General features: G+C 65.6%; 22 protein-coding genes and 2 tRNA genes. 12 read left to right on the top strand and 12 right to left on the bottom strand.

Going from position 1 to position 22,298, the window contains the following annotated elements; all coding sequences use genetic code 11:
- Positions 1-7: 7 nt before the first annotated feature.
- Positions 8-445 carry an NUDIX hydrolase gene (locus BLT73_RS04710; RefSeq protein ID WP_090521370.1) on the bottom strand — a complete coding sequence of 146 codons (438 nt, stop codon included), beginning with the start codon at positions 443-445 and terminating at the stop codon, positions 8-10.
- Between the two features lie 205 nt (positions 446-650).
- Between BLT73_RS04710 and BLT73_RS04705 the strand changes: the two genes are divergently transcribed.
- From BLT73_RS04705 to BLT73_RS04690, 4 genes are all read left to right on the top strand, one after another.
- Positions 651-944, top strand: a complete 294-nt coding sequence (locus BLT73_RS04705; RefSeq protein ID WP_090521369.1) for an FtsB family cell division protein — start codon at positions 651-653, stop codon at positions 942-944.
- A 97-nt stretch (positions 945-1,041) separates the two neighbouring features.
- Complete coding sequence (gene pdhA / locus BLT73_RS04700) at positions 1,042-2,121, top strand: pyruvate dehydrogenase (acetyl-transferring) E1 component subunit alpha (RefSeq protein ID WP_090521367.1); 1,080 nt, start codon at positions 1,042-1,044, stop codon at positions 2,119-2,121.
- A 14-nt stretch (positions 2,122-2,135) separates the two neighbouring features.
- Entirely contained in the window at positions 2,136-3,548 is a 1,413-nt protein-coding gene (locus BLT73_RS04695; protein ID WP_090521365.1) for a pyruvate dehydrogenase complex E1 component subunit beta, read from the top strand.
- A gap of 12 nt (positions 3,549-3,560) precedes the next feature.
- Entirely contained in the window at positions 3,561-4,892 is a 1,332-nt protein-coding gene (locus tag BLT73_RS04690; RefSeq protein WP_090521364.1) for a pyruvate dehydrogenase complex dihydrolipoamide acetyltransferase, read from the top strand.
- Between the two features lie 49 nt (positions 4,893-4,941).
- Here the strand turns inward: BLT73_RS04690 and BLT73_RS04685 are convergent, their stop codons facing one another.
- The 3 genes from BLT73_RS04685 to dps form a co-directional block, all read right to left on the bottom strand.
- Entirely contained in the window at positions 4,942-5,922 is a 981-nt protein-coding gene (locus BLT73_RS04685; RefSeq protein ID WP_090521362.1) for a hypothetical protein, read from the bottom strand.
- A 174-nt stretch (positions 5,923-6,096) separates the two neighbouring features.
- Complete coding sequence (locus BLT73_RS04680; RefSeq protein ID WP_176804908.1) at positions 6,097-7,695, bottom strand: peptide chain release factor 3; 1,599 nt, start codon at positions 7,693-7,695, stop codon at positions 6,097-6,099.
- 106 nt (positions 7,696-7,801) lie between these two features.
- On the bottom strand, positions 7,802-8,275 hold the full coding sequence (gene dps, locus BLT73_RS04675) for a DNA starvation/stationary phase protection protein Dps (RefSeq protein ID WP_090521359.1): 474 nt from the start codon (positions 8,273-8,275) through the stop codon (positions 7,802-7,804).
- Between the two features lie 238 nt (positions 8,276-8,513).
- On the opposite strand from dps, the gene ihfA reads away from it, so the two are divergent.
- The 4 genes from ihfA (at position 8,514) to BLT73_RS04655 (ending at position 10,827) form a co-directional block, all read left to right on the top strand.
- Positions 8,514-8,816 carry an integration host factor subunit alpha gene (gene ihfA, locus BLT73_RS04670; protein ID WP_090521358.1) on the top strand — a complete coding sequence of 101 codons (303 nt, stop codon included), beginning with the start codon at positions 8,514-8,516 and terminating at the stop codon, positions 8,814-8,816.
- 1 nt (position 8,817) lies between these two features.
- On the top strand, positions 8,818-9,540 hold the full coding sequence (locus BLT73_RS04665; protein WP_090521356.1) for a MerR family transcriptional regulator: 723 nt from the start codon (positions 8,818-8,820) through the stop codon (positions 9,538-9,540).
- 74 nt (positions 9,541-9,614) lie between these two features.
- Positions 9,615-9,692, top strand: a tRNA-Pro gene (locus BLT73_RS04660).
- A gap of 55 nt (positions 9,693-9,747) precedes the next feature.
- Positions 9,748-10,827: a 2'-deoxycytidine 5'-triphosphate deaminase gene (locus tag BLT73_RS04655; protein ID WP_090521354.1), complete on the top strand. Its 1,080-nt coding sequence runs from the start codon at positions 9,748-9,750 to the stop codon at positions 10,825-10,827.
- Here the strand turns inward: BLT73_RS04655 and BLT73_RS04650 are convergent.
- The 8 genes from BLT73_RS04650 to BLT73_RS04615 all read right to left on the bottom strand — a co-directional run bounded on the left by BLT73_RS04650 (position 10,808) and on the right by BLT73_RS04615 (position 17,944).
- Entirely contained in the window at positions 10,808-11,029 is a 222-nt protein-coding gene (locus BLT73_RS04650; RefSeq protein WP_245727069.1) for a hypothetical protein, read from the bottom strand. The two genes, BLT73_RS04655 and BLT73_RS04650, sit on opposite strands and share 20 nt — an antisense overlap.
- Positions 11,030-11,032: 3 nt before the next feature.
- Positions 11,033-11,686, bottom strand: a complete 654-nt coding sequence (gene scpB, locus BLT73_RS04645; RefSeq protein WP_090521353.1) for an SMC-Scp complex subunit ScpB — start codon at positions 11,684-11,686, stop codon at positions 11,033-11,035.
- Positions 11,683-12,459 carry a segregation and condensation protein A gene (locus BLT73_RS04640; RefSeq protein WP_245727117.1) on the bottom strand — a complete coding sequence of 259 codons (777 nt, stop codon included), beginning with the start codon at positions 12,457-12,459 and terminating at the stop codon, positions 11,683-11,685. The genes scpB and BLT73_RS04640 overlap by 4 nt, the downstream gene beginning before the upstream one ends.
- A 105-nt stretch (positions 12,460-12,564) precedes the next feature.
- On the bottom strand, positions 12,565-13,560 hold the full coding sequence (gene nagZ / locus BLT73_RS04635; protein WP_090521350.1) for a beta-N-acetylhexosaminidase: 996 nt from the start codon (positions 13,558-13,560) through the stop codon (positions 12,565-12,567).
- Positions 13,561-14,691: an SPOR domain-containing protein gene (locus tag BLT73_RS04630; RefSeq protein ID WP_090521349.1), complete on the bottom strand. Its 1,131-nt coding sequence runs from the start codon at positions 14,689-14,691 to the stop codon at positions 13,561-13,563.
- A 63-nt stretch (positions 14,692-14,754) separates the two neighbouring features.
- A complete protein-coding gene (gene argS, locus BLT73_RS04625; RefSeq protein WP_090521874.1) occupies positions 14,755-16,500 on the bottom strand; it encodes an arginine--tRNA ligase in 1,746 nt (581 codons plus the stop codon).
- A gap of 66 nt (positions 16,501-16,566) precedes the next feature.
- Positions 16,567-17,223, bottom strand: a complete 657-nt coding sequence (locus BLT73_RS04620) for a GntR family transcriptional regulator (protein ID WP_090521347.1) — start codon at positions 17,221-17,223, stop codon at positions 16,567-16,569.
- A 31-nt stretch (positions 17,224-17,254) separates the two neighbouring features.
- On the bottom strand, positions 17,255-17,944 hold the full coding sequence (locus BLT73_RS04615; RefSeq protein ID WP_090521346.1) for a M48 family metallopeptidase: 690 nt from the start codon (positions 17,942-17,944) through the stop codon (positions 17,255-17,257).
- 78 nt (positions 17,945-18,022) lie between these two features.
- Here BLT73_RS04615 and BLT73_RS04610 point away from each other — a divergent pair, with 78 nt between their 5' ends.
- From BLT73_RS04610 to BLT73_RS17765, 4 genes are all read left to right on the top strand, one after another.
- Positions 18,023-18,343, top strand: a complete 321-nt coding sequence (locus BLT73_RS04610) for an FYDLN acid domain-containing protein (protein WP_090521344.1) — start codon at positions 18,023-18,025, stop codon at positions 18,341-18,343.
- Positions 18,344-18,410: 67 nt separating this feature from the next.
- The gene (locus BLT73_RS04605) at positions 18,411-18,809 is read left to right on the top strand and encodes a DoxX family protein (RefSeq protein WP_342705152.1); all 399 of its coding nucleotides are present in this window, start codon (positions 18,411-18,413) and stop codon (positions 18,807-18,809) included.
- Between the two features lie 147 nt (positions 18,810-18,956).
- Positions 18,957-19,032, top strand: a tRNA-Ala gene (locus BLT73_RS04600).
- A 239-nt stretch (positions 19,033-19,271) separates the two neighbouring features.
- Positions 19,272-22,298, top strand: a complete 3,027-nt coding sequence (locus BLT73_RS17765) for a M10 family metallopeptidase C-terminal domain-containing protein (RefSeq protein ID WP_090521342.1) — start codon at positions 19,272-19,274, stop codon at positions 22,296-22,298.

The following is a 22,298-nucleotide window of genomic DNA, read 5'->3' as shown; positions in this document are numbered from 1 at the left end:
GGCCCGCTCAGACCGCGCGGGCCATGTTCCAGATCGCCGGCAGCACGATGTCGCGGGTCAGCGGGGCCAGCTCCAGCGAGCCGCGCTCCGGCGGCATCAGCCAGCGGATCTCCTCGATCTCGGCATGGGCGGCCAGGTCATCGGCGGTTTCGACCCGGTAGAGCTCGGCGATGACGCGGTTGCCGTCCTCAAGGGCTGCGGGCGCGTCGAACCGGCCCAGATAGACCGCGCCGTCATCGGTGGGCGACAGGCCCAGCTCCTCGCCCAGTTCGCGGAACAGCGCCACCAGCGGCGCCTCGCCGGGTTCGATCTTGCCGCCGGGCTGCATGAAGATGGTGGAGCCGCGCTTGCGCACCAACAGCGTCGCGCCATCGGGCCGCATCAGCGCCGCGGCCGCGATATAGATATCCGGTGCCCTGTCCTCTCGGCTGGTTGCCCCCCGCATGCGCCATCCCCGTCTCACCGCATGGAATAATGAAACCAGCGGCGGCGCGATCCGGCAAGTTTCTTGCTGCGATTGCAGGCATTGCGCGCGGCGATCGGCGGCAATCCGCCCATGACAGGGCGTATGGCCCGGCTTTCCCCGGCCGGATAATCATGGCAAGATGGATGCCAAGGGCCCATAGAAGGCCGAAACTCCGGGGCAGCCCATGTCACAGCGCCTGTCGCTCTCGGCGATCATCATCGTTCTGCTGGCCGTGCTCGCCAGCCTCTACTTCGCCTTCGCCGCGGTGCAGGGCCCGTCCGGGCTGATGCGCCGCATTCAACTGGAGGCGGAGACCGAGGCGCTCAGGGCCGAACGCGACGAATTGCAGGCCGAGGTGGACCGGATCAAGAACCTGACCCACCGCCTGTCGGATGATTATCTCGATCTCGACCTGCTGGACGAACGCGCCCGCGAGGTGCTGGGGCTGATGCGCCCCGACGAGGTCATCATCCGCTGATCCGGCCGGGTTAACTTCCCCGATTGCAGCCCCCGCAGCGATGCGCTACGGATAGTTTAACGCTGAACTATCCCGCCAGCTTGCAGGAGGTACCCGCATGGCCAGGAAACCCGCAGCCACCAAGTCCGACACCAGCCAGAGCAGCAGCAGAACGTCGTCGGGTTCGCGCACGGCGGCCAAGCGCGCCGCGCCGAACGTCTCGAAGGACGAGTTGCTGCAATATTACCGCGACATGCTGCTGATCCGCCGATTCGAGGAAAAGGCCGGCCAGCTTTACGGCATGGGGCTGATCGGGGGCTTCTGTCACCTCTATATCGGTCAGGAAGCGGTGGTGGTCGGGCTGGAAGCCGCGGCCGAGGAAGGCGACAAGCGCATCACCTCCTACCGCGATCACGGCCATATGCTGGCCTGCGGCATGGACCCCAACGGCGTCATGGCCGAGCTGACCGGGCGCGAGGGCGGCTATTCCAAGGGCAAGGGCGGCTCGATGCACATGTTCTCGAAGGAGAAGCATTTCTACGGCGGCCACGGCATCGTGGCGGCCCAGGTGCCGCTGGGGGCCGGTCTGGCCTTCGCCGACAAATACCTGGACAACAAGCGCGTGACCTTCACCTATTTCGGGGACGGCGCGGCGAACCAGGGCCAGGTCTACGAGACCTACAACATGGCCGAGCTCTGGGATCTGCCGGTGGTTTTCGTCATCGAGAACAACCAGTATGCGATGGGCACCTCGGTCAAGCGTTCGACCAAGTCGACCACGCTGTTCGGCCGCGGCGAGGCCTTCGGCATCCCCGGCGAACAGGTGGACGGCATGGACGTGCTGGCGGTCAAGGAGGCGGGCGAGAAGGCCGTGGCCCACTGCCGCGCCGGCAAGGGGCCCTATATCCTCGAAATCATGACCTATCGCTATCGCGGCCATTCCATGTCCGACCCGGCCAAATACCGCACCCGCGAAGAGGTCCAGAAGATGCGCGAGGAGCGCGACCCGATCGAGGGGATCCGCGCCATGCTGCTTCAGGGCAAGCACGCCTCGGAAGAGGATCTCAAGGCCATCGACAAGGAGATCAAGGACGTGGTCAACAAGTCGGCCGAATTCGCCAAGGAAAGCCCGGAACCGGCGCATGAAGAGCTGTGGACCGATATCTACGCCGATGTGGCGCCCCAGGAAGAAGCGTAAGGGAGGCTGACAGAATGGCTACCGAAATCCTCATGCCCGCCCTGTCCCCGACGATGGAGGAAGGGACGCTCGCCAAATGGCTGAAGAAGGAGGGCGACAGCGTCGCCTCCGGCGATGTCCTGGCCGAGATCGAAACCGACAAGGCCACGATGGAATTCGAGGCCGTGGATGAGGGCATCCTCGGCAAGATCCTGATCGAGGAAGGCTCCGAAGGGGTCAAGGTCAACACCCCCATCGCGGTGATGATCGAGGAAGGCGAAAGCGCCGATGACATCGAGGCCGCCTCCTCCGGCGGTGGCGGCGAGGCGCAGGCCGCCGACGAACCGCCCGCCGAGAAGGGCGAGGGCGAGAATTCCAAGGACGAGACCGGCGAAACCCCCTCCGCCGTGGCCGAGGTCAAGACCCCTGCCCCGGACCGCACCCCCGACTGGCCGGAAGGCACCAAGGTCAAGTCGCAGACCGTGCGCGAGGCGCTGCGCGACGCCATGGCCGAGGAGATGCGCCGCGACGACACCGTCTTCCTGATGGGCGAGGAAGTCGGCGAATATCAGGGCGCCTACAAGATCAGCCAGGGCCTTCTGGACGAATTCGGCCCGCGCCGCATCGTCGACACCCCGATCTCGGAACATGGCTTCACCGGCATCGGCGTCGGCGCGGCCTTTGGCGGGCTGCGCCCCATCGTCGAGTTCATGACCTTCAACTTCGCCATGCAGGCGATGGACCAGATCATCAACTCCGCGGCCAAGACGCTTTATATGTCGGGCGGCCAGATGGGCGCGCCGATGGTGTTCCGCGGCCCGAACGGGGCTGCCGCCCGCGTCGGCGCCCAGCACAGCCAGGATTACGCCGCCTGGTACAGCTCCGTCCCCGGCCTCAAGGTGGTGATGCCCTACAGCGCCGCCGATGCGAAGGGCCTGCTGAAAACCGCCATCCGCGACCCGAACCCGGTGATCTTCCTGGAAAACGAGATCCTCTATGGCCGCAGCTTCGACGTGCCGGAGCTGGAGGATTTCACCATCCCCTTCGGCAAGGCCCGCGTGGCCCGCGACGGCAAGGACGTGACCATCGTCAGCTTCGGCATCGGCATGGCCCATTCGCTGGAAGCCGCCGACAAGCTCTCCGAACAGGGGATCGAGGCCGAGGTGATCGACCTGCGCACGCTGCGCCCGCTGGATTACGGCACGGTGATCGAGTCGGTGAAAAAGACCAACCGCATGGTGACGGTGGAGGAAGGCTTCCCGGTCGGCTCCATCGGCAACCATCTGTCGGCCTATGTGATGGAAAACGCCTTCGATTATCTCGACGCGCCGGTCATCAACTGCGCGGGCAAGGATGTGCCCATGCCTTATGCGGCCAATCTTGAACGCCATGCGCTGATCACCTCCGACGAGGTGGTCGAGGCGGTCAAGAAAGTCACCTACAAGTAAGGAGCAAGCGAGATGCCCACAGAAATCCTGATGCCCGCGCTTTCTCCGACGATGGAAGAAGGCACGCTGGCCAAATGGCTGGTCAAGGAAGGCGACGAGGTCAGCTCCGGCGACATTCTGGCCGAGATCGAGACCGACAAGGCGACGATGGAATTCGAGGCCGTCGATGAAGGCAAGATCGGCAAGATCCTAATCGAGGAAGGCAGCGAAGGGGTCAAGGTCAACACCCCCATCGCCGTGCTGCTGGAGGAAGGCGAAAGCGCCGACGATATCGGGGATGTCTCCTCGGGCGGCGGCGACGCCAAGGCTGACGCGCCCAAGAATGGCGGCAAGGACGAGCCGAAGGACGAGACCGCCGAAGCCCCGAAAGCCGAGGCCAGCAAGGCCCCGCCCGCGCCGAAATCCGGCGATGGTGGGCGCGTTTTCGCCTCGCCGCTGGCCCGCCGCATCGCGGCCGACAAGGGGCTGGATCTGAGCCAGATCAAGGGCTCCGGCCCCAATGGCCGCATCGTCAAGGCCGATGTGGAGGAGGCGAAGCCCGGCGCCCCGCCCGCCAAGGCCGACGCGCCCAAGGCCGACGCCAAAGCTGCGGATGCCCCCGCCGCCGCCCCCGCCGGCCCCTCCGCCGATGCCATCCTCAAGATGTATGAGGATCGCGAGACCGAAGAGGTCAAGCTCGACGGGATGCGCCGAACCATCGCCGCCCGTCTGGGCGAGGCGAAGCAGACCATCCCGCATTTCTATCTGCGCCGCTCGGCCAAGCTGGACGAGCTGATGAAATTCCGCGGCCAGCTCAACAAGCAGCTTGAAGAACGCGGCATCAAGCTGTCGGTCAACGACTTCATCATCAAGGCCTGCGCGCTCGCCCTGCAAGAGGTGCCCGACGCCAATGCCGTCTGGGCCGGCGACCGCATCCTGAAGCTGAAACCCTCGGACGTGGCGGTCGCCGTCGCGATCGAAGGCGGGCTGTTTACCCCGGTGCTGAAGGACGCGCAGCAGAAAACCCTCTCGGCGCTTTCGGCCGAGATGAAGGATCTGGCCAGCCGCGCGAAATCCAAAAAACTCGCCCCCCATGAATATCAGGGCGGCAGCTTCGCCATCTCCAATCTCGGCATGTTCGGGATCGAGAATTTCGACGCGGTCATCAACCCGCCCCACGGCGCGATCCTGGCCGTAGGCTCCGGCATCCAGACCCCGGTGGTCGAGGCCGGAGAGGTGGTGATCCGCAATGTCATGTCGATGACCCTCTCGGTCGATCACCGGGTCATTGACGGCGCGCTCGGCGCGCAATTGCTGGAGGCCATCGTGCGGCATCTGGAAAACCCGATGGGCATGCTGGCCTGAGCCCAGCCTGAGCAACCATCACCGGGCGGGGCCTCCCCGCCCGGTTTTTTTATGGCTGCGCGGCCGCGTGCAGCGCCGCACGGGCCTGCGCCGCCACATCCTCACCGCGCATCTCGCGGATCGTCTCGATCAGCAGATCGCGAAAGGCCGCCTGCTCCGCCGCGCCGGGCGGGGGCGTCGGCGCGGACGGTCGGAACAGGCGCGGCCGCTCGGGGAAATACCGCGCCCGCAGCTGCTCGTTTTCCGCGGCGAACCAGCCCTCGATCTTCGCCACCGTCTCGCGGTCGAACAGATCGGCAGAGCCGGTGACGCCCGGCAGGCCGGAGGCCACGATGCGCCGGTTGATCTGCTGGAGGCGGTCGATCTTCGGCAGTTTCAGATACATCCCGATCAGCGCAGCCGAGGGCGAGACATTCTGACGCGACCGCGCCAGTTCCACGTCCGGCCGATACGGAATCCCCAGCACCGCCATCGCATCCCGGATCACATCACCGCCCGCCATCTCGCCGGGATCGAAGATCCGCACCGTGACGCGGCCCTTGCGGTGTTCGGCACACAGCGCCTCCCACGGCGCCAGCAAGCTGGCGTAATGGCTGGTGCGCATCGGCTTGGACGACGCCACCAGCATGCTGCGCGTCGATTGCTTGCTGCCCCATTTCGCGGTCTGCTTGTACCAGCTTTCCAGATATTCCGGCTGCGGCCGCAGATAGGCAAGCACGCTGATCCGGTCCCATGCCTCGGGCCGGACGAACTGGCGAAACGACTCCATCCGCGTCGAGGCCAGCCCCTCGGACGAGATCAGCACCTGCCCCGCCTCCTGCCGCGCCGTCCATGCGGCGAACGCCTCCGCCTGCGTCGTCATGTCGTCGCCACGTGCGATCTGCCGGGCGACGGAGCCGATGGAGTCGAGCTGGCTGCGGTAATAGGCGAGGCCGTGGCTGAGCAGGTAATCCGCGTTCCGCGTCCAGTAGGATTGCAGGCCGGAGGTGCCGGTTTTCGGCCAGCCAATGTGAATATGCAGATGTTTCATCAGCTTGCCGGAGCGTTCGACACGCTGCCAGCTTAGCCATCCCCGCCGCGTCTTGCCAAGCCCGCCCGCCTTCGGCGGTCAGGATGGCGCGACGGCGGCCCGGCATACGCGCGGTGTACAGCCTGTGTACATCCGGTGTACGCGCTGTGCGCGGGTCCCGCCCTTAAGCCGGGGCTAGACCATCATCTCCTTGGTCGCGGTCAGTTTCAGATCGGGATGATCCCGCTCCACCCGGTCGATATCCCATTGCAGACGGGTCAGATACACTAGGTCCCCGTCGTGATCCGTGGCCATGTGCTGCTTGTTGGCATTGGCGAAGCCCTCGATCTTGTCGCGCGGCCCCGCCAGCCAGCGTGCACTGGTAAATTGCGACGCCTCGAAGCGCACCGGAATGCCGTATTCCAGCTCGATCCGGCTCGCCAGCACCTCGAATTGCAGCGCGCCGACGACACCCACGATAAAGCCCGATCCGATTTGCGGCTTGAACACCTTGGCCGCACCTTCTTCGGCGAATTGCATCAGCGCCTTTTCCAGATGCTTGGCCTTCATCGGATCGGTGGCCCGCACCGATTGCAGCAATTCCGGGGCAAATGACGGGATTCCGGTGAATTTCAGCGCCTCGCCCTCGGTCAGCGCATCCCCGATCCGCAGCTGCCCGTGGTTCGGGATGCCGATAATATCACCCGCCCAGGCCTCTTCGGCCAGTTCCCGGTCGGCGGCGAGAAACAGCACCGGATTGCTCACCGCCATCGGCTTCTTGCTGCGCACATGCAGCAGTTTCATCCCCCGTTCGAAATGCCCCGAGGCGAGCCGTACGAAGGCCACCCGGTCGCGATGCTTGGGGTCCATATTGGCCTGCACCTTGAAGACAAAGCCCGAGACCTTCTTCTCCTCCGGCGCGATCTGGCGCTCGGCGGCGTTCTGCGGCTGCGGCTCGGGCCCGTAATCGCCGATCCCGTCCATCAGCTCGCGCACCCCGAAACTGTTGATCGCGCTGCCGAACCAGATCGGGGTCAGATGCCCCTCCAGAAACGATTTCCGGTCAAACGCAGGCAGCAATTCCCGTGCCATTTCAATTTCTTCGCGCAACTTGTTCAACTGCTCAGCCGGAATATGATAGGCCAGTTTCGGGTCGTCGATCCCGGTGATCTTCACCGTCTCGGCGACCTTGTTGCGGTCGGCGCGATCCATGATTTCCAGCCGGTCGCGCAGCAGGTCATACGCCCCGATGAACTCGCGCCCCGTGCCGATCGGCCAGCTCGCTGGCGCCACATCGATGGCCAGGTTTTCCTGGATCTCGTCGATGATCTCGAACGTGTCGCGGCTTTCGCGGTCCATCTTGTTGCAGAAGGTCAGGATCGGCAGATCGCGCAGCCGGCAGACCTCGAACAGCTTGCGGGTCTGGCTTTCGACCCCCTTCGCGCCATCGATGACCATGATCGCCGCATCCACCGCCGTCAGCGTGCGATAGGTGTCCTCGGAAAAGTCCGAGTGGCCGGGCGTGTCCACCAGATTGTAGCGGAAATCGCGATATTCGAAGGACATGGCCGAGGCCGAGACCGAGATGCCCCGATCCTGTTCCATCTTCATGAAATCCGACCGCGTCCGCCGCGCCTCGCCCTTGGCGCGGACCTGCCCGGCCATCTGGATCGCGCCACCAAACAGCAGGAATTTCTCGGTCAGCGTGGTCTTGCCGGCATCCGGGTGGCTGATGATCGCGAAGGTGCGGCGGCGCGCGATCTCGGGCGGCAATTCGGGGCGGTTGCTGGTCATGGGAACGTCCTTTCCTGACCGCGCCATTTATCCTGCCGGGCGGCAACCCGCAAACGGGAAAAGGGCGCCCCAGGGGCGCCCCGTGCCGTTGCCGCTGTCGGTGCGCTCAGCCGAGATAGGAGGAGACGAACCAGGTATCCTTGTCGACCTCGTTCGAGGCGGCGGTGATGATGTCGGCGGTGTTGGGATCGCCCGCCTCGTCGGTGGTGTCGATGCCGTCGCGCAGCTTGCCGCCATAGTCGCGCAGCAGTTCCGCGACCGCCTTGGCGTGATCGTTCAGCTTCACCATGTCCGTCGGATAGGGCTTCAGCGACGTTGCCTTGGCCACGTCCCGCACCGTCCCGATGGCCGTGCCGTCAAGCTGCTGCACGCGCTCTGCCATCTCGTCGATGCCGGCGTCGACATGCTCCTTGACCGAATCGAGCAGCTCGTGAAACCCAATGAAACCCGGCCCCTTCACGTTCCAATGCGCTTGTTTCAGCGCCCGGCTGACGGCAATTCCGTCGGCGACGAGCGCATTGAGCACTTCGATGGAGGTCTTGCGGGCATTGTCGGTCAGGCTCTGAAGTTCGACGGCCATTGTTAACTCCTCTTCACATTGCGTTGCAGCAGAAACGGGGCTGGCGACGTGAAGTTCCCGGCGCGCCAGCATCAGCCGCAATTTCGCGGCCCGCGCGGCCGCCGGGAGGGGCAGCGGGACCGCCAAGATGTGAAAAACGCTGTTTATTTTTCTGTTACATACGGAACGGAACGGGCGCTCGCTTGTTGACTCGGGAAATCGAATTACGCAATCTCGCTACCAGCCTGAGAGGTGTCACATGAGCGATAACACCCTGACTCGCATGGATTTGGCCGAAGCGGTCTTTCGCGAGGTCGGCCTGTCCCGCCACGAATCCGGCCAGCTTGTCGAAAGCGTCCTGACGCATATTTCTGACGCTTTGGTGAAGGGGGAGCAGGTCAAGATCTCCTCCTTCGGCACCTTCTCCGTGCGTGACAAGAACGAGCGGATCGGCCGCAACCCCAAGACCGGGGAAGAGGTTCCGATCACCCCGCGCCGGGTGCTCAGCTTCCGCCCGTCCCATCTGATGAAGGACCGGGTGGCGGTCGGCAACAAGGACTGACATGAAAAAGGCGGCCGACGCATTCCGATCCATTGGCGAGGTGTCGCAACTGGTCGGAGTCGCGCCGCATGTCCTGCGCTACTGGGAATCGCAATTCCCGCTGTTCAGCCCGGTAAAGCGGCGCGACGGCAGGCGCTATTACCGCCCCGATGACATTCGGATGGCCGCAGGTCTCTGTGCCCTGCTGCGTGAGGACGGGATGTCGATCCGCGGCGCCAAAAGCCAGATGGCCACGGATCGCGGTGCCGCGGTGAAGGCGCGCGGTGCCGCCCGGCTCGGGGGCGATTTCGCCACCGGGGCGGAGGCGCAGACCGGCGATAGCGGCAAGATGCGCAAGCCCGGTAAGGGCAGCGCGCCTGAGACCCGGCAGAAGGCCGCCGCCAAGGCAGACACCGAAATGCCCGTATCGCGCAAGGGCCAGACCGTCCCGCGCCCGAGGAAGGATAACCAGTTGACCGATTCCCTGCCGCTCTTTCCCGAACTCGGCGCCAGGACTGCCGACGCTGCCACGGACGGCTCGCCGTCCGCCGCACCGACGGAGCGTTCGGATCACCCCGCGCCCGCGACGCGCCGCACGGGCGGACCGGAAGGCGCAGACGGGGCATGGCTGGGCCGTCTGCTGCGGATCTCGGCGGCGCTGCACGCGGTCTCGGACCTGCCGGCCGGGTCGGCGCAGGTCGCGCGTGACCATATCCGGCAGGCCCGCCAGACCCTGTCCGCCTGACACCGGTTCCGAAACGGAATTTTGTCACTTGGCCCCTTGTGTCCCCGCCGCGCTTCGCCCTATATGGCCCGCGTCGGGCTGTGGCGCAGCCTGGTTAGCGCGTCCGTCTGGGGGACGGAAGGTCGTGAGTTCGAATCTCGCCAGCCCGACCATCATCGAACCGCCCATCCCGTCCGGGGTGGGCGTTCGTCCATCGGGAGGTCCGAGATGAGCGGTGTTCTGCCTGACAGCGATTTGCGTGCGCTGATCGCATCCGGCGCGATTTCCGCCGCCGAGCCGATCACCGATGCCCAGATCCAGCCCGCCAGTCTCGATCTGCGTCTTGGTGAGCAGGCCTGGCGGCTGCGCGCCTCCTTCCTGCCCGGCAAGGGGCAGCGCATCAGCGACCGGCTGGCCGATTTCGAGATGCACCGGATGGATCTGTCACAGGGCGCGGTGCTGGAAAAGGGCTGTGTCTACCTCGTGCCGCTGGTGGAGCGGTTGCGGCTGCCCGCGGGGCTGTCTGCGGTGGCCAACGCCAAGTCCTCCACCGGGCGGCTGGATCTGCTGACACGGCTCATCACCGATGAGGGGACCGAGTTCGACCGCCTGCCCGACGCCTATGACGGCCCGCTCTACGCCGAGATCTGCCCGCGCAGTTTTTCCGTGCTCGTGCGGCCGGGAATGCGGCTGAACCAGCTTCGGCTGCGGCGCGGACAGGCGGTTCTGGACGATGCGGCGCTGCGCGCGCTGCACCAGGACACGCCGCTGGTGGAAGGGCCGGCGCTGATCGACCAGGGGCTGGGATTTTCCGTCGATCTGCGGCCCGAGACCGGCGACCTGGTCGGGTATCGCGCGCGCCCGCATAGCGGGGTGATCGACCTGGACCGGATCGGCACCTATGACCCGCGCGATTTCTGGGACCGGCTGCATGGCCGCGACGGCAGGCTGATCCTCGATCCCGGTGCGTTCTATATCCTGGTCAGCCGCGAATCCGTGGCGATCCCGCCCGATTACGCGGCCGAGATGGCCCCCTATCTGGCGATGGTGGGCGAGTTCCGCGTGCATTATGCCGGATTCTTCGATCCCGGCTTCGGGATCGGCGCGGCCGGTCAGGGCGCGCGCGGCGTGCTGGAGGTCCGCTGCCACGAGGCACCCTTCGCGCTTGAACACGGCCAGGTGGTCGGGCGGCTCGTCTATGAGCGGATGGCGGCGCGTCCCGACCGGCTCTACGGTCAGGACATCGCGTCGAATTACCAGGGTCAGGGCCTGAAACTGGCCAAGCAGTTCAGCGCATCCGCCGGGTGATCCGCGCGGCCTGGCGGGCGCGCTTGACCATATCGCGCGTGCCCTTGCTGGATTTCGCCGCCTGCTGGCGTTCGAGATCGGTCATGTCGGCAGTCTTCTTGCCGCGCCGTGCCAGGTAATCCGCGCCCTTGTTGATCCCGTAATCCGTTGCCCGGTGGGTCAGGCGGCGCAGCACCATGTTGATGAGGCCATTCAGATTCATCGTCTAATCATCCTCTTCCCCGAACAGGTCGCCCGGTCGTGTGTCGTCGCCATTATCGTCCTCATCCCCCTCCCGCACAAGGGGAACGCTCATCTCGCCGGGCGGGCGGCTGTCGAGAAGCCCGGCGGCGCGCAGTTCCGACAATCCCGGCAAATCGCGCGCGCTTTCCAGCCCGAAATGATCCAGAAATCCCTCCGTCACCACGAAAGTCACCGGGCGGCCCGGCGTCATGCGCCTGCGGCCGATGCGCACCCAGCCCTGCTCGATCAGTTGATCCAGCGTCCCGCGCGAGGTGGCGACGCCGCGGATCTCCTCGATCTCTGCGCGGGTGACGGGCTGGTGATAGGCGATGATCGCCAGCGTCTCGGTCGCCGCCCGCGACAGGCGGCGGGTTTCCACGGTCTCGGTCTGCATCAGGAAGGACAGATCGGCGGCCGTGCGGAAGGCAAAGGAATCGCCCACGCGGGCCAGTTCCACCCCCCTGCCCGCGTAACGGCGGCGCAGGCTGGCCACCGCTTCGGCCGGATCGGCCCCCTGCGGCATCCGGTCGGCCAGATCGCGCAGGCTGACCGGCTGGGCCGAGGCGAACAGCATCGCCTCGACCATGCGCTCCTGTTCCGCCAGCGGCGGCGGCGGGAAATCCGGCTCTTCGCTCATTCCGCCCCCGGCTTGCGGCGCAGCGTGATGGGGGCGAAGGTGGCGTCCTGCCGGATCTCCAGCTTGCCTTCGCGGGCCAGTTCCAGCGTCGCGGCAAAGGTGGCCGCGGTGGCGGAGCGGCCGCGTTCGCCGCTGCCCCAGCCATCGGGCAGGAACTCCGACAGCGCCGTCCACTCCCCGGCAAAGCCGATCAGCCCGCGCACCCTTTCAAGCGCCTGCTCCATGGTGAACACATTCTTGCGGTCGAACGCATAGGGCCGGAACTCGTCGCGGGTCTTGAGCCGCGCATAGGCGCGCATCAGATCGATCAGCCCGACCTCGAAGGTCACGCTGCGCCGCCGGGCGATCTGTTCGGGCATGCCGCGCAGAAACCGGCTCTGCCCCAGACGGTCGCGCCCCATCAGCCGGGCCGCAGCCTTGCGCATCGCGTCCAGCCGTTCGAGCTGAAAGGCCAGATGCGCGGCCAGATCCTCGGCCGAGGGGCCGTCCTCCTCCGGGTCGGGTGGCAGCAGAAGGCGCGATTTCAGAAAGGCCAGCCAGGCCGCCATGACCAGGTAATCTGCGGCCAGCTCGATCCGCAATTGCCGGGCTTCCTCGACGAAACCCAGATATTGCTCGGCCAGTTGCAGGATCGAGACCTGCATCAGATCGACCTTCTGGGTCCGCGCCAGCGTCAGCAGCAGATCCAGCGGCCCTTCATACCCGTCCACATCGACGATCAGCGCCTCCTCCGCGCGCCGCTCCTCGACGGCCGTGGCGACCTCCAGCGGCAGGGGCGCGGGCGGCGTGCGGTGTCGGGGACGCAGCGGGGTGACTTTGTCGGTCAAACGGGCCTCTTCGGGTTCAGGGGCGCAGAATCCGCGCTGCCCGCGCCCGTGTCAAGCGTGCGGCCAGTCAACCCGCCCGCCTGCGGCCCGGTATTCGGCCAAAAGCGCCGCGGCCGGGATCTCCTCCGGCGTGCGGCGGGCGCTGAGCGCGGCTTCCCCGCGGCGGAGTGCGGCGTCGCTCATCTGCCCCGCCTCGGCCGTGACCGCCTCCATCTCATCCATCTGGCCGTGGCAGTGCAGCACCAGATCGCAGCCGGCCCGGATCGCCGCGGCGCTGCGCGCGGCGATGCTGCCCGTCAGCCCGTTCATCGAAATGTCGTCGGTCATCAGCAGCCCGTCAAAGCCGATCTCGTCGCGGATCACGCCGATCATCCGCGCCGATGCGGTGGCCGGCGCGTCGTCGATCTCGGAGAAGCGGATATGCGCCGTCATCCCCATCGGCAGGTCATTCAAGGCCCGGAACGTCGCGAAATCGCTTTGCATCAGCGCCTCCCGCGTGGCGGTGACGCGGGGGGTTTCCTTGTGGCTGTCCACTTGCGCGCGGCCATGGCCCGGCATGTGCTTCATGATCGGGACCACCCCGGCCGCCAGCAACCCGTCCGCCACCGCGCGGCCATTGGCCACCACGGTTTCAACGTCCCGGCCGAGGCAGCGGTTTTGCAGGAAGGAATGGGTCTCGTCCGAGGCGATGTCGAGCGTCGGGGCGCAATTGCTGTCAATGCCCACCGCCCGCAATTCCTGCCCGATCAGGTGAGAGCGCAGCCGCAGCGCCTGCGGGCCCAATTGGGCATCCTCCAGCGGCGGGGCCCATTCGGCCCAATGCGGGGCGCGCATCCGCTGCACCCGGCCGCCCTCCTGGTCGATGGTGACGATCGCCTCGCGCCCGACAGCGTCGCGCAGATCGCCGGTCAGGCGGCGAAGCTGGTCGGGGCTGTCCACGTTGCGGGCAAACAGGATGAAGCCCCAAGGATCGGCCGAGCGAAAGAAATCCCGCTCGGCCCGCGTCAGTTCGGTGCCCAGGAGCCCGAAAATCGCCGCCGTGGTCATTTACTGCGCCGTGGCGGGGTAGCAATCCGTGCCTTCGGCCAGAAGCGCGGCGCAGAACCGGCGCGCGTCGTCGCGCGATTCGAAGCCCGCGACGCGCAGCCGGTAGAAGGTGCGGCCATTGCGCTCGGTCGTCTGCACCACCGGCGACTTGCCCGAGAAGAGCGAGGAGAACCGGCCCGAGATCCGGCCCCATTCGCTGTTGGCGATGCCGTCGGAATCGAAGGCACCGATCTGAACCAGCGGCGAGCCGGAGGAGACCTGCGCAGGCGGCGGTGCCTCGGCTACGGCTTCGGCCACGGCCTGCTCGATCGCCGGGCGCTCGGCCGGGGTTTCGGTCTCTGCCTCGGCCGTCTGCGTGGCCTCGGTCGCGGCGGGCGCGGATTGGGCGCGGGCGGCGACACTGGCCGGGCGCGGCGCAGGGCGCGGGGCGGAGATCGCCGGTGCGGCGTCTGCCATCGACTCGTCCTGCATCTCGGCGCCGATCAGCGTCGCATCCTCGCCCTCCCCGACGATGCCGAGCGCGGCAAGATCGGTGGGCTCCTCGGCGATCAGTCCGGCAGCCAGACCGGCCGCAGCTTCGGCGTCGGCCACGGCAATCACCGGCCTTTCGGGCATGCTCAGTGGCACCTGTTCGGCCATGGCGTCGAGTGCCGCCGGATCGGCCAGCTCGCCCATCGCGACATCGTCCTCCTCCAGCCCGGTCGGCGCGGGAGCGATGGCAATCTCGGCATTGGGCGGCACGCTCACGCCGGCCGCGACTTCGTTCACCGACAGCCCGCCATTGCGCGCCAGATCGCCGCCCGGATCGTCCGGTGCGGTGCGGGCATCGCCCTGAACGGCCCGGATCACCGGCACGCCGGAGACGTCGCGCGCCACCAGCTTGTAGCCCCAGACCACGAGCCCGATCAGCAGAACGACCGAGACGAGCGCCCCCAGGTAATGCGTCAACCGCCCAAGGCGCGCGCCGATGCTTTCGGGATGGTCCTCCGGGTAGGGCTGGTCGTCCTCGTACCAGCCATACTCCTCGTCATACTCGTCCTGGGCCTGCGCCTGGTGCTGATACTGGTATTCACGCGCCTGGCGCGGCGCGGACTCCATGAACCGGCGCGAGCCGAAATCGGTTACTGCCATACGATGCCTGCCTGCCGGTTGACCGGCTGTTGATTACTGCCCGAAACCGGCCAGGCACTTTTGTCAGCGCATTTCCTTGGCCGGAGTCACCCCAAGAATAGCAAGACCTGACGAAATGACAACGCCAACGGCACGCAGCAGCGCAATTTTTGCCGCCGTGGCCTCTGCATCTCCGTCCTGGATGAAGCGCAGCGCGTGATCGTCATTGCCGCGATTCCACAGCGAATGCAGGCTGCCGGCCAGGTCATAGAGGTAGAACGCCACGCGGTGCGGCTCATGCGCGGCGGCCGCGGCCTCGATCAGGCGGGGATATTCGGCCAGCTTGCGGATCAGCTCCATCTCGGCCGGGTGATCCAGCCGTGCCAGATCCGCCTGCGCAAGCGCCGCGTCGGACAGGTCGATGCCCATCTCGGCGGCGCGCTTCATCACAGAATGCACCCGCGCCGAGGCGTATTGGACATACCAGACCGGATTGTCCTTCGATTGTTCCAGCACCTTGGCGAAGTCGAAATCCAGCGGCGCATCGTTCTTGCGCGTCAGCATGTGGAAGCGGGTCACGTCGCGCCCGGCCTGTTCGACCACATCGCGCAGGGTGATGAAGGTGCCGGCGCGCTTCGACATCTTGAACGGCTCGCCATTCCTGAACAGCTTCACCAACTGGATCAGCTTGACATCGAGCGGCACGCGGCCGTTCGACAGCGCCTTGACCGCCGCGTTCATCCGCTTGACATAGCCGCCGTGATCGGCACCGAACACGTCGATCAACTGATCGAAGCCGCGGTCGATCTTGTCCCAGTGATAGGCGATATCGGGCGCGAAATAGGTCCAGCTTCCGTCCGATTTCATCACCGCCCGATCCTGGTCATCGCCGTGATCGGTGGAGCGGAACAGCGTCTGTTCCCGCGCCTCCCAATCATCGGGCAGCTTGCCCTTTGGCGGCTCCAGCACGCCTTCATAGATCAGCCCGGCCGCGCGCAACCGCTCGATCGCGGCCTCGATCCGGCCCGAGCCATAGAGCGCCTTCTCCGAGGAGTAGACGTCCATCGTGATATTCAGCAGCGCCAGATCCTCGCGGATCATCTGCAGCATGGCCTCGGTGGCGAATTCGCGGAATTCGGGCAGCCAGTCCTCTTCCGGCCGGTCGAGCAGGCTGTCGCCGTATTTCTCCTTCAGCGCCTCACCGACCGGCTTCAGATAGTCGCCGGGATAGAGCCCGTCCGCGATCACAGGTGTCTGGCCATTCGCCTCGCGATACCGCTCATAGGCAGAGCGGGCCAGAACATCGACCTGCGCCCCGCCATCGTTGATGTAGTATTCGCGCGTGACGTCGTAGCCTGCGAAATCCAGCAGGCTGGCAAGCGCGTCGCCGAACACCGCGCCGCGGGTATGGCCGACATGCATCGGGCCGGTCGGGTTGGCCGAGACGAATTCGACATTCACCCTGACCCCCTGCCCCATGCCTGAGCGCCCGAAGCCGTCCGGCGCGCGCAACGCGTCCTTCACCACCCCGTGCCACGCCGCCGGGTCAAGCCGCAGATTGATGAAACCCGGCCCGGCCACGTCGGCGGCGGTGATGCGCGGATCGGCGGTCAGGCGCAGGGCCAGCGTCTCGGCAATGTCGCGCGGCTTCGCGCCGGCGGGCTTGGCCAGCACCATCGCCGCATTCGTCGCCATGTCGCCATGCGCCGGATCGCGCGGCGGCTCGACTGTGACGTTTTTCAGGTCCAGCCCGGCGGGCAGCTCTCCGGCCCCGGCCATGGCGTTCAGCGCGTCCAGAACGACGCCGCGAATTTCGGCAAACAGGTTCATCTTCATCTTCCGCTTGTTCCCGCCTGCGATAGCCCCGCCCGCCACCAAAGGTCAACGGCTCCGGGCTTACCGGGCAGCGGTTTCGGTCGTCAGATGGCGCAGCCCGTGGGTCACATCGGCCCGGATCGACAGGCGCAGCGCCGGCTCGTCCCCCGCCTTCAGCGCGGCGATAATCATCCGGTGATGTCGCGGCGGATCGTTGCGCTGCACCCGCCCGTAAAGCGCCCGCATCGTGGGGCCAAGCTGCAGCCAGACGGTTTCCACGATGGCCAGCATCGCCGGGGCCTGGGCGCGCAGGTAGAGCGTGCGGTGGAAATCCAGGTTGCTGCGGATATAGCCCACCGCATCATGGCGCATCACCGCCTCGGCGATGGCGTTATTGATCGCGCTGAGCCGGTCGATCAGGGCGAAATGCGCGCGCGGCAGGGCGCGCGAGGCCAGCTCCGGCTCGATCAGCGCGCGCAGGGCCGCCAGCTCCTCGATCCGCTCGACGGACAATTCCGGCGTCGTCACCCGCCCCGAGGCGGACAGCGTCAGCGCCCCTTCCGCCGCGAGCCTACGCACCGCCTCGCGCGCCGGTGTCACCGAGACGCCGTATTCCCCGGCAATCCCGCGCAGGGTCAGCGCCTGGCCCGGCGGCAACTCGCCCACCAGGATCCGGCCGCGCAGATTGCGGTAGAGCCGCTCATGGGCGGCGGGATCGGTGGGGCGGGCGGCGCTCATGCCGGTCTTGTGATCACAAGCCGCGCCGCGGTCAATCCTTGAAACGCCAGGCCTGCAATTCGGCCCCGTGCTGCTTGAGCCATCCGCGCGGCACCTCATAGCCCGGCATCAGCGCCCCGACCTGCGCCCAGAACCGCGGCGAGTGATCCATATGCGCCAGATGCGCCACCTCATGCGCGGCCACGTAATCGAGCACATCGTAAGGCGCCATCGCCAGCCGCCAGGAAAACATCAGCCTTCCGTCGGCGGTGCAGCTTCCCCATCGAGAGCGCGTATCGCGCAGCGTCAGCGCGCTCGGCCGCTTTTCGAGACGCGCGGCATGACGGTCCACCGCCTCGCGCAATGCGGCATGGGCGCGCGCCTTCAGCCAGGCCTGCACCACCGGGCCCATCGGCTTGCCCTGCGGCACCGCCAGCACCCCATCACCCATCTGCACCCGCCGGACCGGCAGGGCGCATAGCCGCAGCGCCTGCCCCGCAACCGGAAGATGTGCGCCCTCGACCACCACCGCCGGTTCGGGCATCGCGGCCAGCGTCCGGCGCAGCCAGTCCGACTTTGATTCGACGAAGCGCCGCCCCGCCTCCAGGCTCATCTGCCGTGGCAGCGTCAGCGCCACCGCGCCGCCCTGGCGCGACACGCGCAGCGTCATCCGCCGGGCCCGCGCATTGCGCCGCACCGTCACCGCGATATCGTCGATCCTGATCAGTTCCGAACGCGCCATGCGGATAGGTCTTTACAGCCTCATGGGCTTGTGGCAGGGGGACGCGGATTTACCTAACCGCGGCGTAAGGAGAATACCATGCCCAAAGAGGAATGGGGCACGAAACGCCTCTGCCCGCATTGCGGGTCGCGTTTTTACGACCTGCAGAACGATCCGATGACCTGCCCGGCCTGCGGGGCGGAAATGACGCTGGAGAGCCTGGCCTCGGGCCGCGCCCGCACGCTGGTCTCCGAAAAGACCGCCGCGAAGGACGAGGATCAGAACGACAATCTGATCGAAGACGAGATCGATGACGACGACTCCGGCGACATCGAGGACGATCTGCTGGAAGATGACGACGATGACGACGACGTCTCGCTCGACGACATCGCGGACCGGACCACCGAAGACGAAGATTGATTGCAACTGCAACCAATCGCCGCTATCCCTGCCCTGGACCCAACCGTTCAGAGCAGGGAGACGCTCATTGACCTACACCAGACTCGAGAGTTTCGCGCCCCAGATGCGCAGCGTGCTACGCATCGTCTCGGCGCTCATCTTCATGGCCCACGGCACCCAGAAGATCCTGGGCATCCCGGCCAGCGACCGCGCCTTTCCCGAGATCATGTCACGGTTCTGGATCGCCGGCATGCTGGAGCTGATCGGTGGCGCGCTGCTGATCGTCGGGCTATTCTCGCGCCCGGTGGCCTTCGTGCTCTCGGGGCTGATGGCCTTCGCCTACTGGCTGGCGCACGCGCCGCAGCACCCGGTTCCGGCGCTGAACGGCGGTGATGCGGCGATCCTGTATTGCTTCATCTTCCTCTATATCGTCTTCGCCGGCCCGGGCCCGTGGAGCCTGGACGCGAAGCTGAACCGCGACCGCTGAACGCGGTCCGACCGGGGACGCAGGCGGGGCCGCACGGCCCCGTTTTTCTTTTTCGGAGGCCCGCCCAAATTTCCGCTTGCGCGCCGCCACCCGACCCCATATAGACCCCCCACGCAGCGGCGCCGCGCGCCGAAGCAGACCTCCGGTGGGGCCATAGCTCAGTTGGTAGAGCGCTTGAATGGCATTCAAGAGGTCAGGGGTTCGACTCCCCTTGGCTCCACCAATAATTCAGACATTCGCGCGATCCCAGTTCGATGAAGCCCTTCCAAGGGGCATCAGCAAAGCGGCACGGCGTCTATGCAATAGGCTGACGACGACGCGTTTTCGGCCGCTGATACCCGCCACCCACCCAGCATCCTTACCGCGTTAACTGTCTATTTGAATTGCTTTTGATTGTTTGATTTCGGCCCCCTATTGCATGTCCGCGACGATTGAACCGGATGCCATTGCGAGGGGTGAGCCATGTGCGCAGCGAGAACCACGGGACGTCAGGCCGGGCAGGCCCTGGATTACGGCAGGACGCGCGCTCAGAGCTTTTCCGAAAAGACCGGGACGAGCATCGTTGACGGTGTCCTGTCCGGCGTCAAATGGGCCGAGCCGCATCTGACCTACGCCTTCCCGACCGATATTTCCCAGTATCACCCCTATGCACTGAAGAAGGGTGTGGAGCCTGCCACTGCGCGTCAGAAGGAGATGTTCACGAAATATATCGATGAGGTTTCGGACTACACCAATCTGACATTCTCGGAATTGACGTCAGGCGGCGACACTGCCGTTTCCGTGCGCGAAGCCACCATCAGGATCGGCAACGCAAAACCGGCGCCCGGCAGTTCGGCCTCCGCCTACTACCCCCATGATAACGCGGCCGGCGGCGATATCTTCATGGGCCCCGACAATCGCGGCCCGATCGTCGGGAACTGGGCGTCCAAGGTTTCGATGCACGAACTCGGCCACGCGCTTGGCCTCTCGCACGCGTTTCAGAATCATGGCGGGTTCGGGACGGCCGGAGTCTATAACGGCTATGAATACACCGTGATGACGCATCTGGCCTATGAGGGAACGAAGGCGCGCACCCCGAATAACAGCTTCCCGCAATCCTACATGATGTCCGACATCGCGGCGCTGCAATTCATGTATGGCGCGAATTTCGATCACAACGCCGGGAACACCATCTACAGCTTCGACTCCAACGGTCAGATGCGTGTCAATGGCAGGCTGGAAGATCAGAAGAACGACACCGGCATCATCTTCCGCACCATCTGGGACGGAAACGGGGTCGACACCTATGATTTCTCGAATTTCGACAGCAACCAGGCCATTGACCTGGCGCCCGGCGGCTGGAGCGATCTGACCGCCGATGGCAATGGCATGAACGCCAGGCTCGACAGCGCCAGGGGCGTCTACGCCAAGGGCCATGTCTACAACGCCTTGCAATACAAGGACGACGCGCGCTCGCTGATCGAGAATGCGAAAACCGGCGCGGGCGACGATGTCATCAAGGGCAACCGGGCGGCGAATGCGCTGACGGCAAATGACGGCAATGACCGGCTTTACGGATATGCAGGCAACGACACGCTGGATGGCGGTGACGGGAAGGATGTGCTCGACGGCGGGGACGGCGATGACCGGCTGATCGGCGGTGCGAATGACGACCGGATCAATGGCGGCGCCGGGGACGACCTGATCCTGCAGCATCTGCTGTGGGCGAGGGATGTCATCGATGGCGGGTCGGGCATCGACACGCTCGACTATGGCCGGCTGAATGATCCGTCAGGCTACATGGCGAAGCAATATGGCATCCAGGCCTATCTGGATCGCGGCTACGTCAACAAGGCCCCCTATTACGGCGGAATGCGCGACACGGTGTCGAATATCGAGAACGTGACGGGCACGAAGATCGCGGATTATCTGGGCGGCAACCATCTGGATAACGTGCTGCGCGGTCTCGACGGCGACGACAAGATCGTCGGGCATTCCGGGAATGATCAGCTTTTCGGCGACACAGGCAACGACACGCTGTACGGCAGCCACGGCCATGACCGTCTGTTCGGCGGGACCGGCAATGACACGCTGTATGGCGGCTCGGGCAACGACAATCTGGACGGCGGTGACGGCAAGGATGTTCTGCACGGCGAGAGCGGCAATGACCGGCTGATCGCCGGCTCGAATGACGACCGGATCTTTGCCGGGGCGGGCAACGACCTGATCCTGCAACATCTGCTGTGGGAGAAGGATGTCATCGACGGCGGCACGGGAACCGACACGATCGATTACAGCCAGATGAACGATCCGTCAGGTTACATGGCCAAGAAATACGGCATCCAAGCCTATCTCGATCGCGGGTTCATCAACAAGGCGCCCTATTACGACGGCATTCCGGACCGGGTCTCGAATGTGGAGAATGTGACCGGCACGAAGATCGCCGATTACATTCGCGGCAACCAGGTCAACAACGTCCTGCGGGGGCTGGCGGGCGACGACACGCTGGACGGCGGCAGCGGGCATGACACGCTGACCGGCGACGCCGGCAATGACCGGCTTTACGGGTCTGCCGGGAATGACAGCCTGGATGGCGGCGACGGGAAGGATGTGATCGAGGGCGGGGACGGGCATGACCGGCTGATCGGCGGATCGAATGACGACCGCATCTCTGCCGGTTCGGGCAACGACCTGATCCTGCAACATCTGCTGTGGGAGAAGGATGTCATCGACGGCGGCGCGGGCACCGACACGATCGATTACAGTCAGATGAATGACCCGTCAGGCTACATGGCGCATAAATACGGCATCCAGGCCCATCTGGAACGCGGGATCATCTACAAGGCCCCCTATTACGATGGCATGCCCGACCGGGTCTCGAATGTGGAGAACGTGACCGGCACGAAGATCAACGACCATCTTGGCGGCAACAATGCCAACAACGTTCTGCGAGGGCTGGACGGCAATGACCGTCTCGTGGGGTTGGGCGGAAATGACCTGCTGCATGGCGATGGTGGAAATGACAATCTCGACGGCGGCACGGGGAATGACAGGCTGTATGGCGGGGCGGGCAATGACCGCCTCGTGGGGTTGGGCGGAAATGACCTGCTGCATGGCGATGCCGGAAATGACAATCTCGACGGCGGCGCGGGGAATGACACGCTGTATGGCGGGGCGGGCAATGACCGGCTTCAGGGCGGGGGCGGCAACGACCTGCTTTATGGCGGGTCCGGCTCCGATGTCTTTGTCTTCACCACATCCGGTCGAGATACCGGGACCGCCAGCATTCAGGATTTCCAGCGGGGCCTGGACAAGATCGCGATGAGCGGGGCGAAATACGCGGATGGCAGCGCGATCAATCTGTGGTGGCTGGACAGCAATTTCGACGGATATATCAGCGCGTCGGATGACGGCTGGAGCTACTCGAACCATTCGTTGCGGTTCGACGGCTTCGGCGAGGATCTGGTGATCGCGAATATCTCGTCGCTCTACATGTCCGATTTCGTCTGA

The organism is Paracoccus isoporae (assembly GCF_900101865.1).
GTDB classification, from domain to species: Bacteria; Pseudomonadota; Alphaproteobacteria; order Rhodobacterales; family Rhodobacteraceae; genus Paracoccus; species Paracoccus isoporae.
The sequence above is the reverse complement of the archived record's forward strand: the minus strand, read 5'-3'. Positions and strand labels throughout refer to the sequence as shown.

Coding starts and splice junctions, on each gene's coding strand:
- BLT73_RS04710 (WP_090521370.1), bottom strand. CDS start 445: ATGCGGGGGGCAACCAGCCGAGAGGACAGGGCACCGGATATCTATATC.
- BLT73_RS04705 (WP_090521369.1), top strand. CDS start 651: ATGTCACAGCGCCTGTCGCTCTCGGCGATCATCATCGTTCTGCTGGCC.
- pdhA (WP_090521367.1), top strand. CDS start 1,042: ATGGCCAGGAAACCCGCAGCCACCAAGTCCGACACCAGCCAGAGCAGC.
- BLT73_RS04695 (WP_090521365.1), top strand. CDS start 2,136: ATGGCTACCGAAATCCTCATGCCCGCCCTGTCCCCGACGATGGAGGAA.
- BLT73_RS04690 (WP_090521364.1), top strand. CDS start 3,561: ATGCCCACAGAAATCCTGATGCCCGCGCTTTCTCCGACGATGGAAGAA.
- BLT73_RS04685 (WP_090521362.1), bottom strand. CDS start 5,922: ATGAAACATCTGCATATTCACATTGGCTGGCCGAAAACCGGCACCTCC.
- BLT73_RS04680 (WP_176804908.1), bottom strand. CDS start 7,695: ATGACCAGCAACCGCCCCGAATTGCCGCCCGAGATCGCGCGCCGCCGC.
- dps (WP_090521359.1), bottom strand. CDS start 8,275: ATGGCCGTCGAACTTCAGAGCCTGACCGACAATGCCCGCAAGACCTCC.
- ihfA (WP_090521358.1), top strand. CDS start 8,514: ATGAGCGATAACACCCTGACTCGCATGGATTTGGCCGAAGCGGTCTTT.
- BLT73_RS04665 (WP_090521356.1), top strand. CDS start 8,818: ATGAAAAAGGCGGCCGACGCATTCCGATCCATTGGCGAGGTGTCGCAA.
- BLT73_RS04655 (WP_090521354.1), top strand. CDS start 9,748: ATGAGCGGTGTTCTGCCTGACAGCGATTTGCGTGCGCTGATCGCATCC.
- BLT73_RS04650 (WP_245727069.1), bottom strand. CDS start 11,029: ATGAATCTGAATGGCCTCATCAACATGGTGCTGCGCCGCCTGACCCAC.
- scpB (WP_090521353.1), bottom strand. CDS start 11,686: ATGAGCGAAGAGCCGGATTTCCCGCCGCCGCCGCTGGCGGAACAGGAG.
- nagZ (WP_090521350.1), bottom strand. CDS start 13,560: ATGACCACGGCGGCGATTTTCGGGCTCCTGGGCACCGAACTGACGCGG.
- BLT73_RS04630 (WP_090521349.1), bottom strand. CDS start 14,691: ATGGCAGTAACCGATTTCGGCTCGCGCCGGTTCATGGAGTCCGCGCCG.
- argS (WP_090521874.1), bottom strand. CDS start 16,500: ATGAACCTGTTTGCCGAAATTCGCGGCGTCGTTCTGGACGCGCTGAAC.
- BLT73_RS04620 (WP_090521347.1), bottom strand. CDS start 17,223: ATGAGCGCCGCCCGCCCCACCGATCCCGCCGCCCATGAGCGGCTCTAC.
- BLT73_RS04615 (WP_090521346.1), bottom strand. CDS start 17,944: ATGGCGCGTTCGGAACTGATCAGGATCGACGATATCGCGGTGACGGTG.
- BLT73_RS04610 (WP_090521344.1), top strand. CDS start 18,023: ATGCCCAAAGAGGAATGGGGCACGAAACGCCTCTGCCCGCATTGCGGG.
- BLT73_RS17765 (WP_090521342.1), top strand. CDS start 19,272: ATGTGCGCAGCGAGAACCACGGGACGTCAGGCCGGGCAGGCCCTGGAT.